This window comes from Vibrio sp. L5-1, assembly GCF_021728315.1.
In the GTDB taxonomy this organism is placed as follows: Bacteria; Pseudomonadota; Gammaproteobacteria; order Enterobacterales; family Vibrionaceae; genus Vibrio; species Vibrio splendidus_K.
In genome coordinates, this window is sequence record NZ_JAKKCQ010000001.1 from 1,424,985 (window position 1) to 1,440,930 (window position 15,946).

The following is a 15,946-nucleotide window of genomic DNA, read 5'->3' on the forward strand; positions in this document are numbered from 1 at the left end:
CATGAGTCTTAGGTGAGGCTTGGGGAGAGTTTGGTTTCGGGCACGCGCCAAACTCATCCCACCCTGTTTCCCCGGTTCCTATAACCGGGGCTTTTTGTTTTTGGACAAAGGGAATAACTTCTTGGAATAAATTGCTAACTTCACGTAACTAAAGTTGAAGTGAGCTGATTGAAACATAAGTTAATGAAATTGCAGATATTAAGTAATGGGCATTCAAGCCTTGTATTTCTTGTGTTATTTGAGGCTTTACGCTGGCGACTAATAGTACCAATGCCATTGGTAGCATCGCTGCTGATTGAGCATGCACAATAAGAGTATCTAGTTCTAATCCTTTAAATGAGAAGTCATTAAGCCAAAGTAGGCGAGTACAAGCTGTGCAAGCACAACTAATCGAACTTATGTGAACAATGCTACTCAATTCCATGTTTACCTTTACTAAGAATATACAAGTCAATGTTGATAGGTTTTACCTATTGATATTAATCAATAATACCATTTAACTTTAAGATATGTCTATTGAAGCTTGAACTTTGATAGTTAAAACCTATCAAGATGAGCTGGAATGTTTATAGGAAGTGTTCTTAACGAGTGTTATTCCTCACTGAAAAATGACCTTCAATTATCTCACCTTAAAGGTTCGGGAGATGTTTTAAGCAGACTGTCCTGTATAAGGCGCTTGATATGAATATCTACACGTGGCATTTTTAGTCCAAATTGACTTTAGTTAGGACAAAAAATGGAAGACTTGATAGTCGCGTATTTTAGGGCATTGAGCTCATTCTTTAGGTATCTGTTTCAGTCGATATTGATTGAGTTCATTGGTTACGGAGCTGGCTGGATAGTTTGTAAAGTATTCACATTAGGGCGCTTCCCCCCATTGATTCCAACTGAAAAAGAGCGAACCAGAATCTCTTATATCGGAGCTATTAGCATCGTGTTATTTCTGTTAGCAATTGGTGTCTTCAATAGTTTGTGATTCGGAGTGAGGATATATGAAATTTTACCCCGCGGAACAATACCAAGCGGCTTGCAACGAGCTGTTTATCCGATACGAACGTGACATCAAAAAGCTAATCCCTAACGCGAGAGTTGAGCACGTAGGCGCATCTTCTATTCCTTTTGCCGTGTCTAAGGGCGATCTAGATATTTTCGTAGGTGTTGAACTTGGTGAACTTGAGGATGTTATAGAGAGACTCACAATACTCGGCTTCAATGAGAAACTCGATACCTTAAGAACGCAGGAACTGTGTATGTTGGAATCTACATCTTCTGATGATGTGGCCTTGCAAGTGGTCGCCAATGGTTCTGAGTTCGAATGCTTTCTAAGGTTTCGTGACAAGCTACGTGCGAATCCGGAATTAGTTCAGCAATACAACACCCTCAAAATGTCTTGCGAAGGTTGGCCGCAAGAAGAGTACCGTGAAAAGAAGTCTGACTTTATCGAGCATGTGCTGGATCTGAAATAGCAACAGTGCCCCTCACCTCTAATTGTCCAATTAACAAAAGTTTTATTAATACAGTGTGTTAAGTCAAAAAACATTACCTCTGAAGATTGACCCTCTTAAATTTCCTTCAAACTATCTTACCACGGTTTAATAGCTTAAATTTACGCAACTAAGCTCACACATATTGCATAGGGTATTAGTGGAGGTATTGGTTTGTGTTATGTTTCGCATGATTTTATAAAGCGTGACTTATCCATTGAAAGCAAAGTGTTTTCTTTCGGATTAATTTCAAGATTTGTCTATCAGTACATCAACTTGGCGCTATCAAAAATCGATTGCTCTACGCCAATAATCAATACCACCTTAGGAAAGGACATGTCTGAAGTAATAGAAAACACCCCTGCAATTGTACTCGCGTCTCGATGGTCTCGGTTTTGGGCGTTTGTTATCGACGGCCTCATTTATGCAGCTGCTATGATTCCAGTGGTCCTATATACCGATTTGTTCGATCGAGCCGTTTCTAATGGAGTCATAGAGTTACATGAACAAATCATGATGTTTGTTTATGGCTGGGTGATATTCCTCTTGTGTAATGGCTACTTACTGCAAAAGAAGGGACAAACGATCGGTAAAAATGTAATGGAAATTGCGATTGTTGATATGGATGGCAAGCAACTAGGGCTATTCAACATAATGATCAAACGAATTTTACCTATGAACATCTTTGTTTATATTCCTGTTATTGGTCAATATATATCGATTCTTAATTACCTGTTTGTTTTCCGTAAAAACAGACGCTGTTTGCATGACTTAATTGCAGGAACTCAGGTTATTAATGTTTCAGTGCCGAGAAACTTAGATTTCAGTACTATCGAATAGAAATTCGTAATCAAGCACTTACATACTTTAGGAACTTCATGATTCATAAGCTTTTCTCAGCCATTTCTATTTATAGGTATTTACCGAATAATATCTATTATTTAGCACTGGCTAGAATGATTCTGGGAATGGGTAACTTTATCGTTCCATTTTTAGTCTTACTGTTAACCGATAAGTTGGGTTATTCCGCAACAGTCGCAGGTTCCCTTGCCATGGGTGTGACGGGCTCTTACCTTTTAGGGAGCTTTTTAGGTGGGAGATTAGCGGATAGGTTGGGACATAAACGGGTCATGGTGTTTGGCGAGTTTATGTGTGCTGTATTATTGATTATTTGTGGTTTCTTTGCCGATGCTCCGGTAGTCGTACCTGTGTTCTTGTTTTGTGCCTATTTCTTTGGCGGTTTAGCTTTACCCGCGAGTAATGCTTTAGTTGCCGATCTTTCTACCCCTCAGAATCGTGATGCAGTCATGTCATTAAGTTATCTAGCCTATAACTTTGGTTCAGCTCTTGGTCCTGTTATGGCTGGCTACTTGTTCTGGAATCACACCGACTGGATATTTTTCGGCAACGGTTTTGCTGCTCTTTTTTGTGTTTTTATTGTGGCTGTATTTGTGAAGTTGCAACCTGGAACGGAATCGACCAGCGAGAGTGAACTGGAACAGCCCGTTTCTGGTTCGGTTTGGTCAGTTTTAAAATCAAGGCCACGGCTTTTGTTGTTCACTTTTCTATGTGGATTACTGTGGTATTCGCTAAATCAAATGACTATGGCGAGTCCATTGTATTTGAGCCATGTGTTTGGAGAGCAAGGCCCAATTATTTTCGGGCAACTCATGACTTACGCTTGTGTTGTGGTGGTGCTGATTACGCCAATCTTAATGAAGTTCACGTCAGGTAAGGCTGAAACCGTAAGCCTTGCCTATGCAGGCTTTATGTTTGCCTTTGGTTATATGCTCGTCATGTTGTTTCCTAACATTCCTGTTCATTTTTTTGCTTGGCTATTTCTATCTGCGGGCGAGGTTCTTCTTTTGACAAAAGAGGGCATATATCTAGCAAACAACTCCCCTTCGAGTCATCGTGGACGCATTCAAGGCGTGCTCATTACCTTGCGAACGGTTTTCGTTATGCCTAGTTTTATCGTGATTGGCTACTTTATCGATGATTATGGGTACACTTTCACTTGGTTTAGTGTGATATTAATTTCAGTTGTTGGTGCCGTTGGTTTTTATCTTATGTCAGCTAAGGGGAAGCAATCTCCAACGTTAGTCACCGAGTAGTTATTCGATTTACTAGCAAGTAGTATCTTTTAGTCACCAGAGGTAGGCTTATGATCACAATTAGAAAAGCGGTTGAGTCTGATGCTCAGGATATTTTCGATATTCGAAGCCGTGCCATTGCCGAGAAGTGCTCGGCTTATTACTCAGAAGAACAGCTGTCAATATGGACGCAGGGTGGAATGTCTGATGGATTCATAAGCGATGTAGTCCAAACTTTTCACGTTTCAGAAGTCGATGACCGAGTGATTGGCAGCGGCAAGATCAACATCGAAACTGGTATGATTGATGCTATTTTTGTGGACCCAGATTTTTCCGGAAAAGGCGCAGCGAAGCAGATGTTGCAGTTCTTAGAGGAACTCGCGATTCAACACAATTTGCCGTTAATGAAGTTAGAATCGACTCTGAATGCCGCTGCGTTTTATCGTTCGTGTGGCTTTATTGGCGATGAACTTTCCACTTATCACTCGCCTAGAGGTATTAGCCTCGACTGCATCCCGATGGAAAAGCCGTTAGTTGCTTAAATAAACAGCGCCAACGCCAATTGTTGGTGCTGTTTTTACTTTCCTCTTACACTCCTTTCAAATATCGAATTTAGTATCAAATTTCTCTTTGTTACACAGGCAAGTCTCTCATTATGAAGAACTTCTTTGATAGCGAACTCATGCTCTCTAGCTCCTTGAATTTCGTTTTGCTATCGCTTGGGCTAACGCTCCTTTTTCATCTTCCGATTTGGTGTGGGTTCAACTTGAGCCGACGAAAGTGGAAGCTCATGGATTATTTATGGCCGTTTCTAGCGGGTATCGGGATGCTGGGTGCAGTGTCTGAGATTCGTGCGAAAGTAGCGGGTGATTGGGTTGAAACAGAACAAACCAGAGCGGTGGCGATTTTAGAATCGGTTCAGCAGTTTTCTTTGGATAAATTAAGAAGTGATACCTGCACCGGTCAGCCATCTTTAGATAATCACGCTCAGCACCACGAAGCGTGTTTGTGGTATTTGAATACGGCGATCACGTTCAAAGATGTCGATTTCACCTTGTTACCCAACGCATCGGATTTTACGGTTCCTGCGCCGAGCGTGTCGCTGGTTGAAAGTGATGCAGTGTGGGTGAGTGGCATGCTGAGTCAGTATGAGAAGCAGAAAAACCAATACATAAAAACCAGAGAAGCGCAGGTGAAGCAGCCATTAGAAAGCATCTTCTGGTATGTGAGTCCTTACTTAGTTTGTTTCGCGATTGCGTTGCGTTTGACGAAAGTCACCGCAGAGCTCAAATTAGATAAGTGCACATAGTTTGAGTTCCTAGTACTTATTACCCAGATAGAAAAGGTGAAGTAATGAATGTGAGTGAGTTTTCTCGGTTGGTGGTTTTGTCTGCCCATACGCTTCGCTACTATGAAAAAATCGGCTTGCTGAAAAATGTTCAGAGGAACAGTAGCGGTCATCGAGTCTATACATCGAAGGATGTTACCTGGATTGAGTTTGTGAAGCGCTTAAAAGACACCGCAATGCCACTGGATGAGATTCTAGAATACGCAAAGCTAAGGGAGTTAGGGCCAGAATCGACTTCTCAACGCCAAGTGTTACTTGAACAACATCAACAGAATTTGCGAGCCCATATCGAAGAGCAGCAAAAGCACATGGCAGCGTTGGAAGAAAAAATTAGTTTGTATCGAGATGGAAAAGTCCGTTGACTTAGAGTCGACTCTAACTTGTAAGGTGTTCCAGTGGACTATAAATACAGGAACAGACTTATGAATCAATCACGTTTCGACATTGGCTTAGAAAGACTTAATCACATCGACGGAGAAGCAGGGCAACAGGTTATCGACAGCCTCCAAGACATTTGCCCTGATCTTGCCAAGTATACTATCGAGTATCCCTTCGGAGACATCTATTCACGCCCCGGTTTGGATTTGAAATCACGAGAGATCGCGACCGTCGCTGCCCTTACCGCACTCGGTAATTGTGCTCCTCAACTTAAGGTGCATTTAAATGCGGCACTCAATGTTGGATGCAGCGAGGAAGAGGTTAAAGAAGTGATATTGCAGATGTCGGTCTACGCGGGATTCCCTTCGGCATTAAATGGCATGTTCGCATTTAAAGAGGTGCTTGCGGAGAGAAGCGCTAACGAATAAGCCTGACGCAAAAAAAGTAAGCCCTTCAAAGCCTAGCGTCAGTATGAATCACTGACGCTATTTTTTGTTTATGGCGATTTTTCAGTGGAGCTTTCATCTATTAGTTAGAAATAGACAGCTAACTCGACATAGACAGCGCGAACGACAGCAAGATCGGCAAGGTGACCACGCTCAGGAAGTTGCCAAATAACACCATAGACGCGACCTTGGGTGGCTCTACATTGAACCTTTCTGCAAACAGGTAGTTCATCACGGCGGGTGGCAGCATGGTGAACAGCACCATCATTTGCAGGTGCAGCGTTGGCAGCGGGATAAAGAAGTAGATGATGGTAAAGGCGATGGCCCCAGTAAACAGTGATTGAGCCGTACACAATAAGCCGACTTTTAATCCGCTCAATCTCAAGTTGACCATTTGCGAACCCAGCGACAACAGCATGATAGGTACGGCTGCTTGGCCGAGTAGTGATGTGGCTTCGTAGATTGGGTTCCACACACCAATTCCAGATAAGTTCAGCGTCATCGCTAATGCAGCGGCTAAGAATATCGGCATCTTGAGGATCTGTTTTATCGGGTTGCCGTCGCTCAATAGCGCTAGGCCAACGCTAATATGGACACACGCCGACACCACAAACAGCAATACAGCAGGGGCTAATGCGCTCTCGCCAAAGGTATAAGTGAAAAGAGGAATGGCGAGGTTGCCACTGTTGCGAAACATGTGTGGCGGAGCCCAAGCTTTGAAGTTGAGCTTAAAGATCTTACAGATCGGAATCATCAACAATGCAGGCACTAGCACCGCGACCAAAGAGGCGGAGATGAGTGGCAGTTGTTCTGTGTCGAGGGGCATGGTGGTCAGCGATGCAAACACCAACGCAGGAATACAAACATCCATGTTGATGCGATTGATCGGTTTGAAATCGGGCTTGAGCCAACGACCCACCGCAAAGCCAGCACTGGCTAAAGCAAAAACGGGAAACAGAATGCTGACGACCTGTTCGAACATAGAATTCCTTTCTAGATTGAGTGCTTCCATTTAGCTGAGAAACGAATGTTTTAGAGAGACGCTAAAGTGAAGTATGAAGTCGAGATGTATAAACATTAACCTATCAATATAATGACTTGGCGTCACCGAAGATCGTTGTCTGTGAGCGGTTAATTTATATTTCTTTGAATGAAGCACAAAAAAGACCAGTGGCATCAGCAACTGGTCTTTAAAGGCTAGATAAATCTGGACGGATTTTTAATTAACGACGGCTGTCGCTGTCTAGCGATTGTTACTCGGTTTTAAATCTAGCTAACGAGCTTTTTGTAATCTTTGAAATTCACGTCGTAGGCTTTTTCGCCGTAGATGTAAGTCTCGCTGACGGTTCTGTCGTCACCCAAGCTCATCAATACGAATAGCTTCTCTTCAAGCTTGGTGGCTTGTTCCATTCTAAAGCGCATCAGCTGTGTAGCGTGTAGATCCAACACCACGAAATCCGCTTCTTTACCGACTTCTAGGTTGCCGATCTTGTCTTCTAAATGCAGTGAACGTGCACCGCCTAGAGTTGCCAAGAACAGCGACTTAGCCGGGTGCAACTTCTTATGCTGTAGCTGCATGATCTTGTACGCTTCACTCATGGTTTGCAGAATTGAGAAGCTGGTGCCTGCGCCTACATCAGTACCCACGCCGACACGAATACCGTGATCTTCCATCTCTGGTAATCGGAACAAACCCGAGCCTAAGAAAAGGTTAGAAGTTGGGCAGAAAGCGATTGCCGAATCGGTATCTGCTAGGCGTTTACATTCACAATCAGAAAGGTGAATACCATGAGCAAATACCGAACGTTTGTGCAGCAAGCCATAGTGGTCATACACATCTAGGTAGCTGTCGCGTTCTGGGAACAGCGATTTCACCCACTCGATCTCTTTCTCGTTTTCAGAAAGGTGAGTGTGCATGTACACGTCTGGGTATTCTTCTAGCAGTTTACCTACAGTAGCAAGTTGTTCTGGTGTACTGGTTGGCGCGAAGCGAGGCGTTACGGCATAGTGCAAACGACCACGCTTGTGCCACTTTTCGATCAGCTCTTTTGAGTCAGCATAGCCAGATTCCGGTGTGTCGGTGAGGTAGTCTGGCGCATTGCGATCCATCAGAACCTTACCCGCGATCATGCGTAGGTTGCGCTTCTCAGCTTCTTCAAAGAACACGTTCACCGACTCTTTGTGCACTGTACCAAATACCAGTGCCGTAGTGGTGCCGTTGCTTGCCAATTCGTCTAGGAATAGCTTCGCCACTTTGTGTGCGTAAACTGGGTTTTTGAAGCGTTTTTCTTCTGGGAAGGTGTAGTTCTCTAACCAATCAAGAAGCTGCTCACCGTAAGACGCGATCATCCCTGTTTGAGGGTAGTGGATGTGCGTATCAATAAAGCCAGAGGTGATCAGCTTGTCTTTGTATTGTTTTACTTCGAGTGTTTTAGGTTGGCGAGCCAATACTTCGTCGGCATGGCCTAAGTCGACGACATGGCCGTTCTCAACCACTAAAACACCGTCTTCAAAATAGTCGTAAGACTCATCGATACCGACGTCTTTTGGGTCGGCGACGCTGTGTAAAATACTGGCGCGATAAGCTTTGCGTTGGGTTGTCATGTTTACTTCCTTTTAATGACTTCAGCGACTTTATGGCCACTGAAGCTTTGCGACTTTTATTAGGCGATCTTCTCTTCCAATGGTGGTTCGCCTATATCGCTTGGTTGACTGTGTTGATCGGTCAAATCCTGATTTTGATAGTGTTTGGTTGGGCGCTTTTGTTCAAGTGCTTGGCCTTGATAGTGTGCGATCAGTTCACCTGCAACCGATACCGCAATTTCCGCAGGGTGTTTGCCATTCACGGCGCTAATACCAATAGGGCAAAGCATGGTTTCAATTTGTTCTTGGCTGTAGTCACGTTGCTCTAAGCGGAAGTCGAATTTCTTGCGTTTAGTGAGTGATCCAATCATTCCAAAATAACGGCTGTCTTCACGGTCGATAATCGCTTTGGTTAAATCGAAATCGAGCTGGTGGTTGTGGGTCATAACTAGGTAATAGCTGTTTGGTGGCATGTGTTTTACTTCACCGACTGGGTCGTCTGAGACAAGCTTCTTCACACCATGTGGCAGCGTTTCAGGGAACACTTCTTCACGTTCATCAATCCAGGTCACGCGGAAGGGCAGGGTTGCGACAATGTGCAGCAGCGCCTTGGCCACGTGGCCAGCGCCGAACAGCACAAGGTGATTCTGCTGAGTGCCAATCGGTTCAAAGCTGAGTGTTGCCATTCCGCCACAACATTGGCCTAAGCGAGCACCTAGGTTGAAGCGTTCCACTTTGAGTGATTTTTCGCTGGCAATCAGCATTTCGCGAGCCATTTTAGTGGCCACATGTTCAAGGTGACCACCACCAATCGTAGCGATGATTCGGTCGCGAGTGACAAGCATTTTGGTGCCCGCATCGCGTGGAACGGAACCTCTGTCTTCGAGCACCGTCACCATTACACACGGTTCGTAGTTCTCTTCCAGTTTTGCCAGTTCGTGAATCCAATTATCCTTAAACATATGTCCTCCTAAATCCCTTTTTTATGCTTCCCAAGCTAAACGATCGATATGAGCCTTAAGCCGTTTCTGATTGAGCATCGACCGAGGTCGGAGCCGTTTCAGACACTTCCTGAATCGCCATGAGAATACGTTCTGGCGTTGCAGGTGTATTCAGCTTAGGAATCGCCCCATCGACGGCGACATAGCTAATGGCGTCTTTCAGTGCGCTCCATACCGACATACCCAACATGAAAGGCGGTTCACCCACGGCTTTCGAGTTGAAGACGGTGTCTTCTGGGTTGTTTCGGTTTTCTAAAAGGTGCGTTCTGAAATCAATTGGCATATCAGCTATCGCTGGAATTTTGTAACTTGCAGGGCCATTGGTCATCAAGCGGCCTTGCTGGTTCCAAACCAACTCTTCCGTGGTTAACCAACCGACACCTTGCACAAAGCCACCTTCGACTTGGCCGATATCAATTGCTGGGTTCAATGAAGCGCCTACGTCATGCAGAATATCGACACGCAGAATCTTGTTCTCGCCGGTTAGGGTATCGATGATAACTTCTGAGCAAGAGGCACCATACGCGTAGTAGTAGAACGGACGACCGCGTGCTTTCTCGTGATCGTAATAGATCTTTGGAGTGCGGTAGAAGCCAGTGCTCGATAGCGAGATTTGGTTAAACCAAGCCAGTTCAACAAATGAGCTGAAGGTCATGATCTCGTCGCGAATTTGCACCATGCCGTTCTTAAATACCACTTCTTCAGGCCACACTTTGAAGTGCGAAGAAGCGAAGTCGATCAGGCGCTGCTTAATGGTCATTGCGGCGTTTTGCGCGGCCTTACCGTTGAGGTCGGTGCCCGATGAGGCTGCGGTTGGTGATGTGTTCGGAACTTTGTCTGTGTTTGTAGCGGTGATCTGGATACGTTCGACATCGACTTGGAACTCCTGTGCAACGATTTGTGCCACTTTGATGTTCAAGCCTTGCCCCATTTCCGTACCACCGTGATTCAAATGAATACTGCCATCGGTGTAGATATGGATGAGCGCACCTGCTTGGTTCAAGAAAGTCGCAGTAAACGAGATGCCGAATTTCACGGGTGTGATAGCAAGGCCTTTCTTCAAGATAGGGCTTTGCTTGTTGAACTCAGCGATGTCTTTACGACGGGCGTGATAGTCACTGCTGCGCTCAAGTTGTTCGGTTATCTCAGGTAAAAAGTTGTCTTCAACGGTTTGGTAGTAATGGGTCACGTTACGGCCTTCTTCGCCGTAGTAGTTCGCCTTACGTACTTCCAAAGGATCTTTTTTCAGGTAACGCGCAATCTCGTCCATGATGTGTTCAATGGTCATCATGCCCTGCGGGCCACCAAAGCCACGGTAAGCGGTATTCGATGCCGTGTTGGTTTTGCATCGATGACCCACAACAGTTGCATCACCTAGGTAATAGGCGTTGTCTGAGTGGAACATTGCGCGGTCGACGATAGAACTTGATAAGTCTGGAGAGTAACCACAGTTACCTGCAACGGTAATATCGGCACCTTGAATCACACCGTTGTCGTCAAAACCGACGGTGTATTGATTGTAGAACGGGTGGCGTTTACCGGTTTGCTGCATGTCTTCGTTACGCAGCAGACGCATTTTGGTAGGTCGGCCGGTGAGGTGAGCAATCACTGCTGCCATGCAAGCTGGAGAGGCAGCTTGAGTCTCTTTACCACCAAAACCACCGCCCATACGACGCATATCAATCACGACTTTGTGCATTGGTACGCCAATCACTTCCGCAACCAGTTTTTGAACTTCGGTCGGGTTTTGGGTCGAGGTGTACACGATCATGCCGCCATCTTCGGTTGGCATCACGCTACTGATTTGAGTTTCTAGGTAGAAGTGTTCTTGGCCGCCGATCTCTAGGTCACCAGAGATCACGTGTTTTGCTTTTGCCAGTGCTGCTTTTGAGTCACCACGTTGTTGAGTGTGGCTCTCTGTCACGAAGTGTTCTTTCTCTAGTGCTTCTTTTACATCAAGAATCGCGGGTAGCTCTTCGTATTCAATAATGGCTGCATGTGCGGCTTTGCGTGCGGTTTCTAAATCGTTAGCTGCTACCGCAATCACCGGTTGACCGTAGTATTCTACTTTGCCATCAGCGAGCAGTGGGTCACCTGGAAGAATCGCACCAATATCCAGTTCACCCGGTACGTCTTTGGCTTGAATGGCAATCGCCACGCCTTCGAATTCGTAACACGGAGATAGGTCTATTTTGGTGATATTGGCGTGTGCTTGCGTGCTCAGACGTGCGTATACGTGCAGCTGATTTGGGAACTCTAGGCGGTCATCAATGTATACCGCTTCGCCCGTGACTTGCTTGGCTGCACTGTCATGTTTAACGCTTTTACCTACGCCAGTTTTTAGGTCTTGTTTTGCAATGGTAACCATCTCTTCGTGGGTCATCGCATTGCTCTTGTGACCAGAGGAATTTGATTTAGACATAAGACGTTACCCTTGTTTCGATTTGGTTGTTTTTGTTCTGTTGTTCAATGAAGTAACGACGCAACATATTGGCTGCTGACAATGAACGATATTCTTGGCTTGCACGGAAATCAGATAGCGGCTCAAAGTCGTTATACAGTTCCTGCATCGCTAACTTAATATTAGCGTCTGTCCACGGTTTTCCTAATAACGTATTTTCACAACGAGTTGCACGCTTAGGCGTTGCTGCCATACCGCCGAAAGCGATACGAGCGTAAGAAACCTTGCCATCTTCAATTTGAATATCAAACGCGCCACACACCGCAGAGATGTCGTCGTCTAAACGTTTCGACACTTTGTAAGCTCGGAAGCTGTCGTTGGTTGGCTTAGGAATGATGATCTGTTCGATGAATTCACTCTCTTTCTGCGCCGTCACTTTATAGCTGATGAAGTAATCTTCAATCGGCATCGTGCGTGACTCACCGCCGCAACGAAGTTTGATCTTCGCGTCGAGAGCAATCAGCAGAGGAGGGGTATCACCGATAGGTGAGGCATTCGCCACATTACCGCCAATGGTGCCTTGGTTACGCACTTGCAGTGAAGCAAAGCGGTGTAGCAGTTCACCAAAATCTGGGTAGTGTTTTTTCAGTAGTGCGTAAGAATCGCTGATAGGCAGGTTGGCACCAATGATTAAGTCGGTGTCGGTCTCTTCGCATATCTTCATGTCTTCCACAAGGTTTACGCTGATCAGTGTTTCAATCTCGCGATGGAATTGTGTGACTTCCAGTGCTAAATCCGTACCGCCAGCAACCAGCTTAGCGTTCGGATGTGCTTGAAAAAGCTTGGCCAGCTCATCAGTGCTTTTCGGGGAAAAAGCGGTGAGGTGACCAAGGCGTAAGTTGGCTTCAGTGTCTTGAATACCTTCTAGCTTCTTGATGGTGTTGCGTTCAAGCTCTGCAAATTGGTCTATCAAAGGTTGGTCTGTTGAAAGTGACATCGCAGCATCAACGATTGGTCGGTAGCCAGTACAGCGACATAGGTTACCCGCCAGTGATTCCATGACGTCTTCTTTGCTCGCATCGGGTTTGTTCTTGCCTAGGGCAAACATCGACATGATGAAGCCCGGCGTGCAGTAACCACACTGTGAACCGTGAAAATCAACCACCGCTTTCTGCACTGGGTGCAAAGAGCTATCTCGGTTTTGTAGATCTTCTACTGTGATCAGTTGCTTGCCATGCAGTGCTGAAACGAAAGTTAGGCAAGAGTTCACCGAGCGGTATTGCAGCTGTCCATCAACCACTTCACCCAGAACTACCGTACATGCACCACAGTCACCCGACCCACAACCTTCTTTTGTACCCGTTTTATTAACTTTGGTACGAAGGTAGTTGAGCACTGTCATATTTGGCGACAGATTATCTTCACGTCTTATTTCCTGATTGAGCAAAAAAGTAATCAAGAGACCTCCTTGTAAATCGACATATTTCCATGTGTATTCTTTTTGACTTCTAGGTCAATAATTATCCATCCTGACCCTGTGGTCAACTATTTATTTACAAAAATGCAACAAATAGTCTTCGAGGATGATTGTATACAATTTCATTTTGACTGTAGTTGTTTGTTTTATAAGGGGTTGAATTTAAGGTGAGCAGTTTTTTGGTGTGAATGAATTGATAGCGATGTATACAAGATAAAGGCGGGGTTTATGGCACTGTTGGAAGTGATTCTGTAGAGGCTAAGATCGTTGTTGAGGCTAGAATAGACAGTGTTTTTAGATGGATGTGAGCCGATCGTCGTCTTTATTTTTAGGGGAGAGGGCATAAAAAAGAGAAGTAAACGCAGGGGCTTACTTCTCTCCTGTTTTGTTAACAAAAAGCTGTTAACAAAAAGTTGTTAACGGATGGTTATTAATCGTTTGTTGAATCGTCTATAACTTGCTCTTAAGCAGATCTGAGAACACGACATGCAGATCACTAGAAGCTGTGCTGCTGTCTAGGTTGAGCTTTGAACGGATGTGGCTTAGGTGTTCCTGCATCAATTCTACTGCTTGTTGTTCGTTGCCAGACTCAATCGCATCCAGTAAGCCTGAGTGTTCGTCTAGAGAACAGTTCGAGTGGTTACCTGTCTCGTATTGAGCGATCAACAGTGAGGTTTGCGATACCAAGCTGCGTTGAAAAGCGAGCAGTGGTGCATTCTCTGCCATTTCAGCCAGTTTGATGTGAAACTCGCCAGACAATCGCAAGCCAGAACCGTAATCACCTTGGTCAAAGGCACAGTTCTCTTTCGCGACTAATTTTCTGCATTCTTCTATTTGAGCTTTGGTTGCGTTTTTCACCGCCAGCTCAGTGATAGCAATTTCCATCACTTCACGTGCTTTAAAGATTTGTTTGGCTTCGTCAACCGTTGGCGCAGCAATCACAGCTCCTCGGTTAGGACGGATCACCACTACTTGTTCTAAAGAAAGACGCAGCAAGGCACGGCGGATAATGGTGCGGCTAACGCTAAAGATTTCTGCTAACGCTTCTTCGCTTAATTTGGTGGCTGGTGGCAGCCTTTGTTCTAGTATCGCGTCGAAGATATGGCAGTAAACAACATCGTCTTGAGTCTGGCCTGTTACTTTCGTTTTTACACCTTTGGAGACAGAGTTTTTGAGAACTGTCATAGAGATAAGGACCCTTGTTTAGTCGAGTTGGGTTGGGTTGGTCGAGAATAATTCATGAGTATTACTCTATATTGTATACATTTATCTATACAATGCCACCGGATGAAAGTGCGATGCACGCTTATTTGTTAATGACTTATAACATTTTGTTTGCAGGGAACTGTGTGCAATCTTTAGCTTTAAGCCATTTCTAATCCAACTAAACTCGATTATCACCGCAGCTGTAGGCAACGATCTGGCTGATTTCGCTCAGGCTACGACCTGACTGTTGTTGCCATTCGTTGAAGGCTTTACCCGCTGCCAGTTGTGCTCGCTTGGTGTTACGACCGCTATCAACCACGTCTGTGCTGCGTAGGTGTGCTTCAACATCTGATGACAAGATGAACGTGTCTTTACCCATTTGGCGCAGAGTGTAGGCACCAGTATTACCACCTAATCGCTTGCCGTGTTTTTTCAGGTAATCCCACAGCTCGGTGATACGTTCTGATGGCCAGTCGGCAACCATTTGCGAGAATGAATCGGCTTCACGCTTGGCGTTGTGGATCATGGTGGCATTGGCAGGGATGGTCATCACCTTAGTAAGGTGACGAATAATACGCGGGTCTTGTGCTTTCTGTTCCCACATTTCATTCGGCAGCATCAGCATTTTTTCGATATTGAATTCAAAGAACACTTCTTCAAATTGCGGCCACTTCTTTCTCACCACATTCCACGAAATACCACACTGGAATACCTTCTCAGTAAAGGCTGCAAGCCAACGGTCGTCGGTGATTTGTGATAACTCGGCTTGTGAAAGAGGCGCACGAACAATCTTTTCGAGCTCGGCTGCTCCGCCTTTACGGTGAGCCGCACGTTGATAAATGGTGTCGAATTTTTCTTGGGTCATGAAGGTTCCAAATTACATCTGTGTATCTTGAGTGGTCTAGCCAATGCTTAATGATATGGGGTCAAATCTGGCAATTAAAATCATACTGTTAATTAAAACATACTAACCGAGCTTTAATTCCATTTGATATAGGGGCCAGGTATTGCCATTGAATTCTTTGAACTTTGGCTCTTTGTCTACCACTTGAAAGCCCGCTTTGTCGTAGCAGCGCTTTGCGCCGTAGTTTTGCTTAAATACCGCCAAGGAAATGGTGGTGACATCTGGTATTTTTTTCGCAGCTTCTAATGCACTTTCTATCATGGATTGCCCAAGCCCTTTGCCTCGTTGGTTTGGGTGAATCGCGACTCGGCAGAAACGAAGTTCGTTGTCTGACATGCGTTGAAACTCCATAAAGCCAAGTAAGTCACTGGCGTTTGAGTTGGCGTTTGAATCGGTGTTCAGTTCAGAGTATGACTTAGATGCAGAGAAGGTATATAGCTCGACATGTGGCTCTTGTGATCGTTCGATGACCGAGGTTGCTTTTAACGGCCAACCAAATGTTCGCCCACCCCACAGCACGTAGTCTTCTAGGGATGTAAACCAAGTGACGATCTCTTCAGCGTCGGATGCTTTAAAGCGGTTTATTTCCATATCCTTCTCTCTTCCTTATCGCGTGTCTCTTTTT

At 45.1% G+C, this 15,946-nt stretch carries 16 protein-coding genes; 8 read left to right on the forward strand and 8 right to left on the reverse strand.

Annotated elements, in window-relative coordinates:
• Nucleotides 1-736 precede the first annotated feature (736 nt).
• From L3V35_RS05880 to L3V35_RS05915, 8 genes are all read left to right on the forward strand, one after another.
• Nucleotides 737-976 (forward strand): hypothetical protein, encoded by a 240-nt coding sequence (locus L3V35_RS05880; RefSeq protein WP_017092275.1) that lies wholly within the window; start codon nucleotides 737-739, stop codon nucleotides 974-976.
• A gap of 16 nt (nucleotides 977-992) precedes the next feature.
• Nucleotides 993-1,466 (forward strand): GrpB family protein, encoded by a 474-nt coding sequence (locus tag L3V35_RS05885; RefSeq protein WP_054546201.1) that lies wholly within the window; start codon nucleotides 993-995, stop codon nucleotides 1,464-1,466.
• A 354-nt stretch (nucleotides 1,467-1,820) separates the two neighbouring features.
• Nucleotides 1,821-2,324: an RDD family protein gene (locus tag L3V35_RS05890; protein ID WP_017086629.1), complete on the forward strand. Its 504-nt coding sequence runs from the start codon at nucleotides 1,821-1,823 to the stop codon at nucleotides 2,322-2,324.
• Between the two features lie 38 nt (nucleotides 2,325-2,362).
• Entirely contained in the window at nucleotides 2,363-3,598 is a 1,236-nt protein-coding gene (locus L3V35_RS05895; RefSeq protein WP_081008948.1) for an MFS transporter, read from the forward strand.
• 50 nt (nucleotides 3,599-3,648) lie between these two features.
• Complete coding sequence (locus tag L3V35_RS05900; protein WP_054546203.1) at nucleotides 3,649-4,119, forward strand: GNAT family N-acetyltransferase; 471 nt, start codon at nucleotides 3,649-3,651, stop codon at nucleotides 4,117-4,119.
• Between the two features lie 248 nt (nucleotides 4,120-4,367).
• On the forward strand, nucleotides 4,368-4,886 hold the full coding sequence (locus L3V35_RS05905) for a hypothetical protein (protein WP_171312225.1): 519 nt from the start codon (nucleotides 4,368-4,370) through the stop codon (nucleotides 4,884-4,886).
• A 44-nt stretch (nucleotides 4,887-4,930) separates the two neighbouring features.
• Entirely contained in the window at nucleotides 4,931-5,287 is a 357-nt protein-coding gene (locus L3V35_RS05910; RefSeq protein ID WP_017075222.1) for a MerR family transcriptional regulator, read from the forward strand.
• A gap of 60 nt (nucleotides 5,288-5,347) precedes the next feature.
• A complete protein-coding gene (locus L3V35_RS05915; protein WP_171312223.1) occupies nucleotides 5,348-5,731 on the forward strand; it encodes a carboxymuconolactone decarboxylase family protein in 384 nt (127 codons plus the stop codon).
• 118 nt (nucleotides 5,732-5,849) lie between these two features.
• Here the strand turns inward: L3V35_RS05915 and L3V35_RS05920 are convergent, their stop codons facing one another.
• The 8 genes from L3V35_RS05920 to L3V35_RS05955 all read right to left on the reverse strand — a co-directional run bounded on the left by L3V35_RS05920 (nucleotide 5,850) and on the right by L3V35_RS05955 (nucleotide 15,912).
• Nucleotides 5,850-6,731 (reverse strand): AEC family transporter, encoded by an 882-nt coding sequence (locus L3V35_RS05920; RefSeq protein WP_237298839.1) that lies wholly within the window; start codon nucleotides 6,729-6,731, stop codon nucleotides 5,850-5,852.
• 287 nt (nucleotides 6,732-7,018) lie between these two features.
• The gene (gene guaD, locus L3V35_RS05925) at nucleotides 7,019-8,353 is read right to left on the reverse strand and encodes a guanine deaminase (protein ID WP_237298841.1); all 1,335 of its coding nucleotides are present in this window, start codon (nucleotides 8,351-8,353) and stop codon (nucleotides 7,019-7,021) included.
• A 59-nt stretch (nucleotides 8,354-8,412) separates the two neighbouring features.
• On the reverse strand, nucleotides 8,413-9,294 hold the full coding sequence (gene xdhC, locus L3V35_RS05930; protein ID WP_237298842.1) for a xanthine dehydrogenase accessory protein XdhC: 882 nt from the start codon (nucleotides 9,292-9,294) through the stop codon (nucleotides 8,413-8,415).
• A gap of 55 nt (nucleotides 9,295-9,349) precedes the next feature.
• On the reverse strand, nucleotides 9,350-11,755 hold the full coding sequence (xdhB, locus tag L3V35_RS05935) for a xanthine dehydrogenase molybdopterin binding subunit (protein WP_237298844.1): 2,406 nt from the start codon (nucleotides 11,753-11,755) through the stop codon (nucleotides 9,350-9,352).
• Nucleotides 11,748-13,193 (reverse strand): xanthine dehydrogenase small subunit, encoded by a 1,446-nt coding sequence (gene xdhA / locus L3V35_RS05940; RefSeq protein ID WP_267136088.1) that lies wholly within the window; start codon nucleotides 13,191-13,193, stop codon nucleotides 11,748-11,750. Before xdhA ends, xdhB begins: the two co-directional genes overlap by 8 nt.
• 468 nt (nucleotides 13,194-13,661) lie before the next feature.
• A complete protein-coding gene (locus L3V35_RS05945) occupies nucleotides 13,662-14,396 on the reverse strand; it encodes a GntR family transcriptional regulator (protein ID WP_171312211.1) in 735 nt (244 codons plus the stop codon).
• Between the two features lie 199 nt (nucleotides 14,397-14,595).
• The gene (locus L3V35_RS05950) at nucleotides 14,596-15,282 is read right to left on the reverse strand and encodes a DNA-3-methyladenine glycosylase I (RefSeq protein ID WP_017067459.1); all 687 of its coding nucleotides are present in this window, start codon (nucleotides 15,280-15,282) and stop codon (nucleotides 14,596-14,598) included.
• 102 nt (nucleotides 15,283-15,384) lie between these two features.
• Nucleotides 15,385-15,912, reverse strand: coding sequence for an N-acetyltransferase (locus tag L3V35_RS05955; protein WP_237298846.1), 528 nt, complete (start codon nucleotides 15,910-15,912; stop codon nucleotides 15,385-15,387).
• Nucleotides 15,913-15,946 lie beyond the last annotated feature (34 nt).

Coding starts and splice junctions, on each gene's coding strand:
- L3V35_RS05945 (WP_171312211.1), bottom strand. CDS start 14,396: ATGACAGTTCTCAAAAACTCTGTCTCCAAAGGTGTAAAAACGAAAGTA.
- xdhB (WP_237298844.1), bottom strand. CDS start 11,755: ATGTCTAAATCAAATTCCTCTGGTCACAAGAGCAATGCGATGACCCAC.
- L3V35_RS05950 (WP_017067459.1), bottom strand. CDS start 15,282: ATGACCCAAGAAAAATTCGACACCATTTATCAACGTGCGGCTCACCGT.
- L3V35_RS05880 (WP_017092275.1), top strand. CDS start 737: ATGGAAGACTTGATAGTCGCGTATTTTAGGGCATTGAGCTCATTCTTT.
- L3V35_RS05900 (WP_054546203.1), top strand. CDS start 3,649: ATGATCACAATTAGAAAAGCGGTTGAGTCTGATGCTCAGGATATTTTC.
- L3V35_RS05895 (WP_081008948.1), top strand. CDS start 2,363: ATGATTCATAAGCTTTTCTCAGCCATTTCTATTTATAGGTATTTACCG.
- L3V35_RS05955 (WP_237298846.1), bottom strand. CDS start 15,912: ATGGAAATAAACCGCTTTAAAGCATCCGACGCTGAAGAGATCGTCACT.
- L3V35_RS05915 (WP_171312223.1), top strand. CDS start 5,348: ATGAATCAATCACGTTTCGACATTGGCTTAGAAAGACTTAATCACATC.
- L3V35_RS05890 (WP_017086629.1), top strand. CDS start 1,821: ATGTCTGAAGTAATAGAAAACACCCCTGCAATTGTACTCGCGTCTCGA.
- xdhC (WP_237298842.1), bottom strand. CDS start 9,294: ATGTTTAAGGATAATTGGATTCACGAACTGGCAAAACTGGAAGAGAAC.
- L3V35_RS05920 (WP_237298839.1), bottom strand. CDS start 6,731: ATGTTCGAACAGGTCGTCAGCATTCTGTTTCCCGTTTTTGCTTTAGCC.
- L3V35_RS05885 (WP_054546201.1), top strand. CDS start 993: ATGAAATTTTACCCCGCGGAACAATACCAAGCGGCTTGCAACGAGCTG.
- L3V35_RS05905 (WP_171312225.1), top strand. CDS start 4,368: ATGGATTATTTATGGCCGTTTCTAGCGGGTATCGGGATGCTGGGTGCA.
- guaD (WP_237298841.1), bottom strand. CDS start 8,353: ATGACAACCCAACGCAAAGCTTATCGCGCCAGTATTTTACACAGCGTC.
- L3V35_RS05910 (WP_017075222.1), top strand. CDS start 4,931: ATGAATGTGAGTGAGTTTTCTCGGTTGGTGGTTTTGTCTGCCCATACG.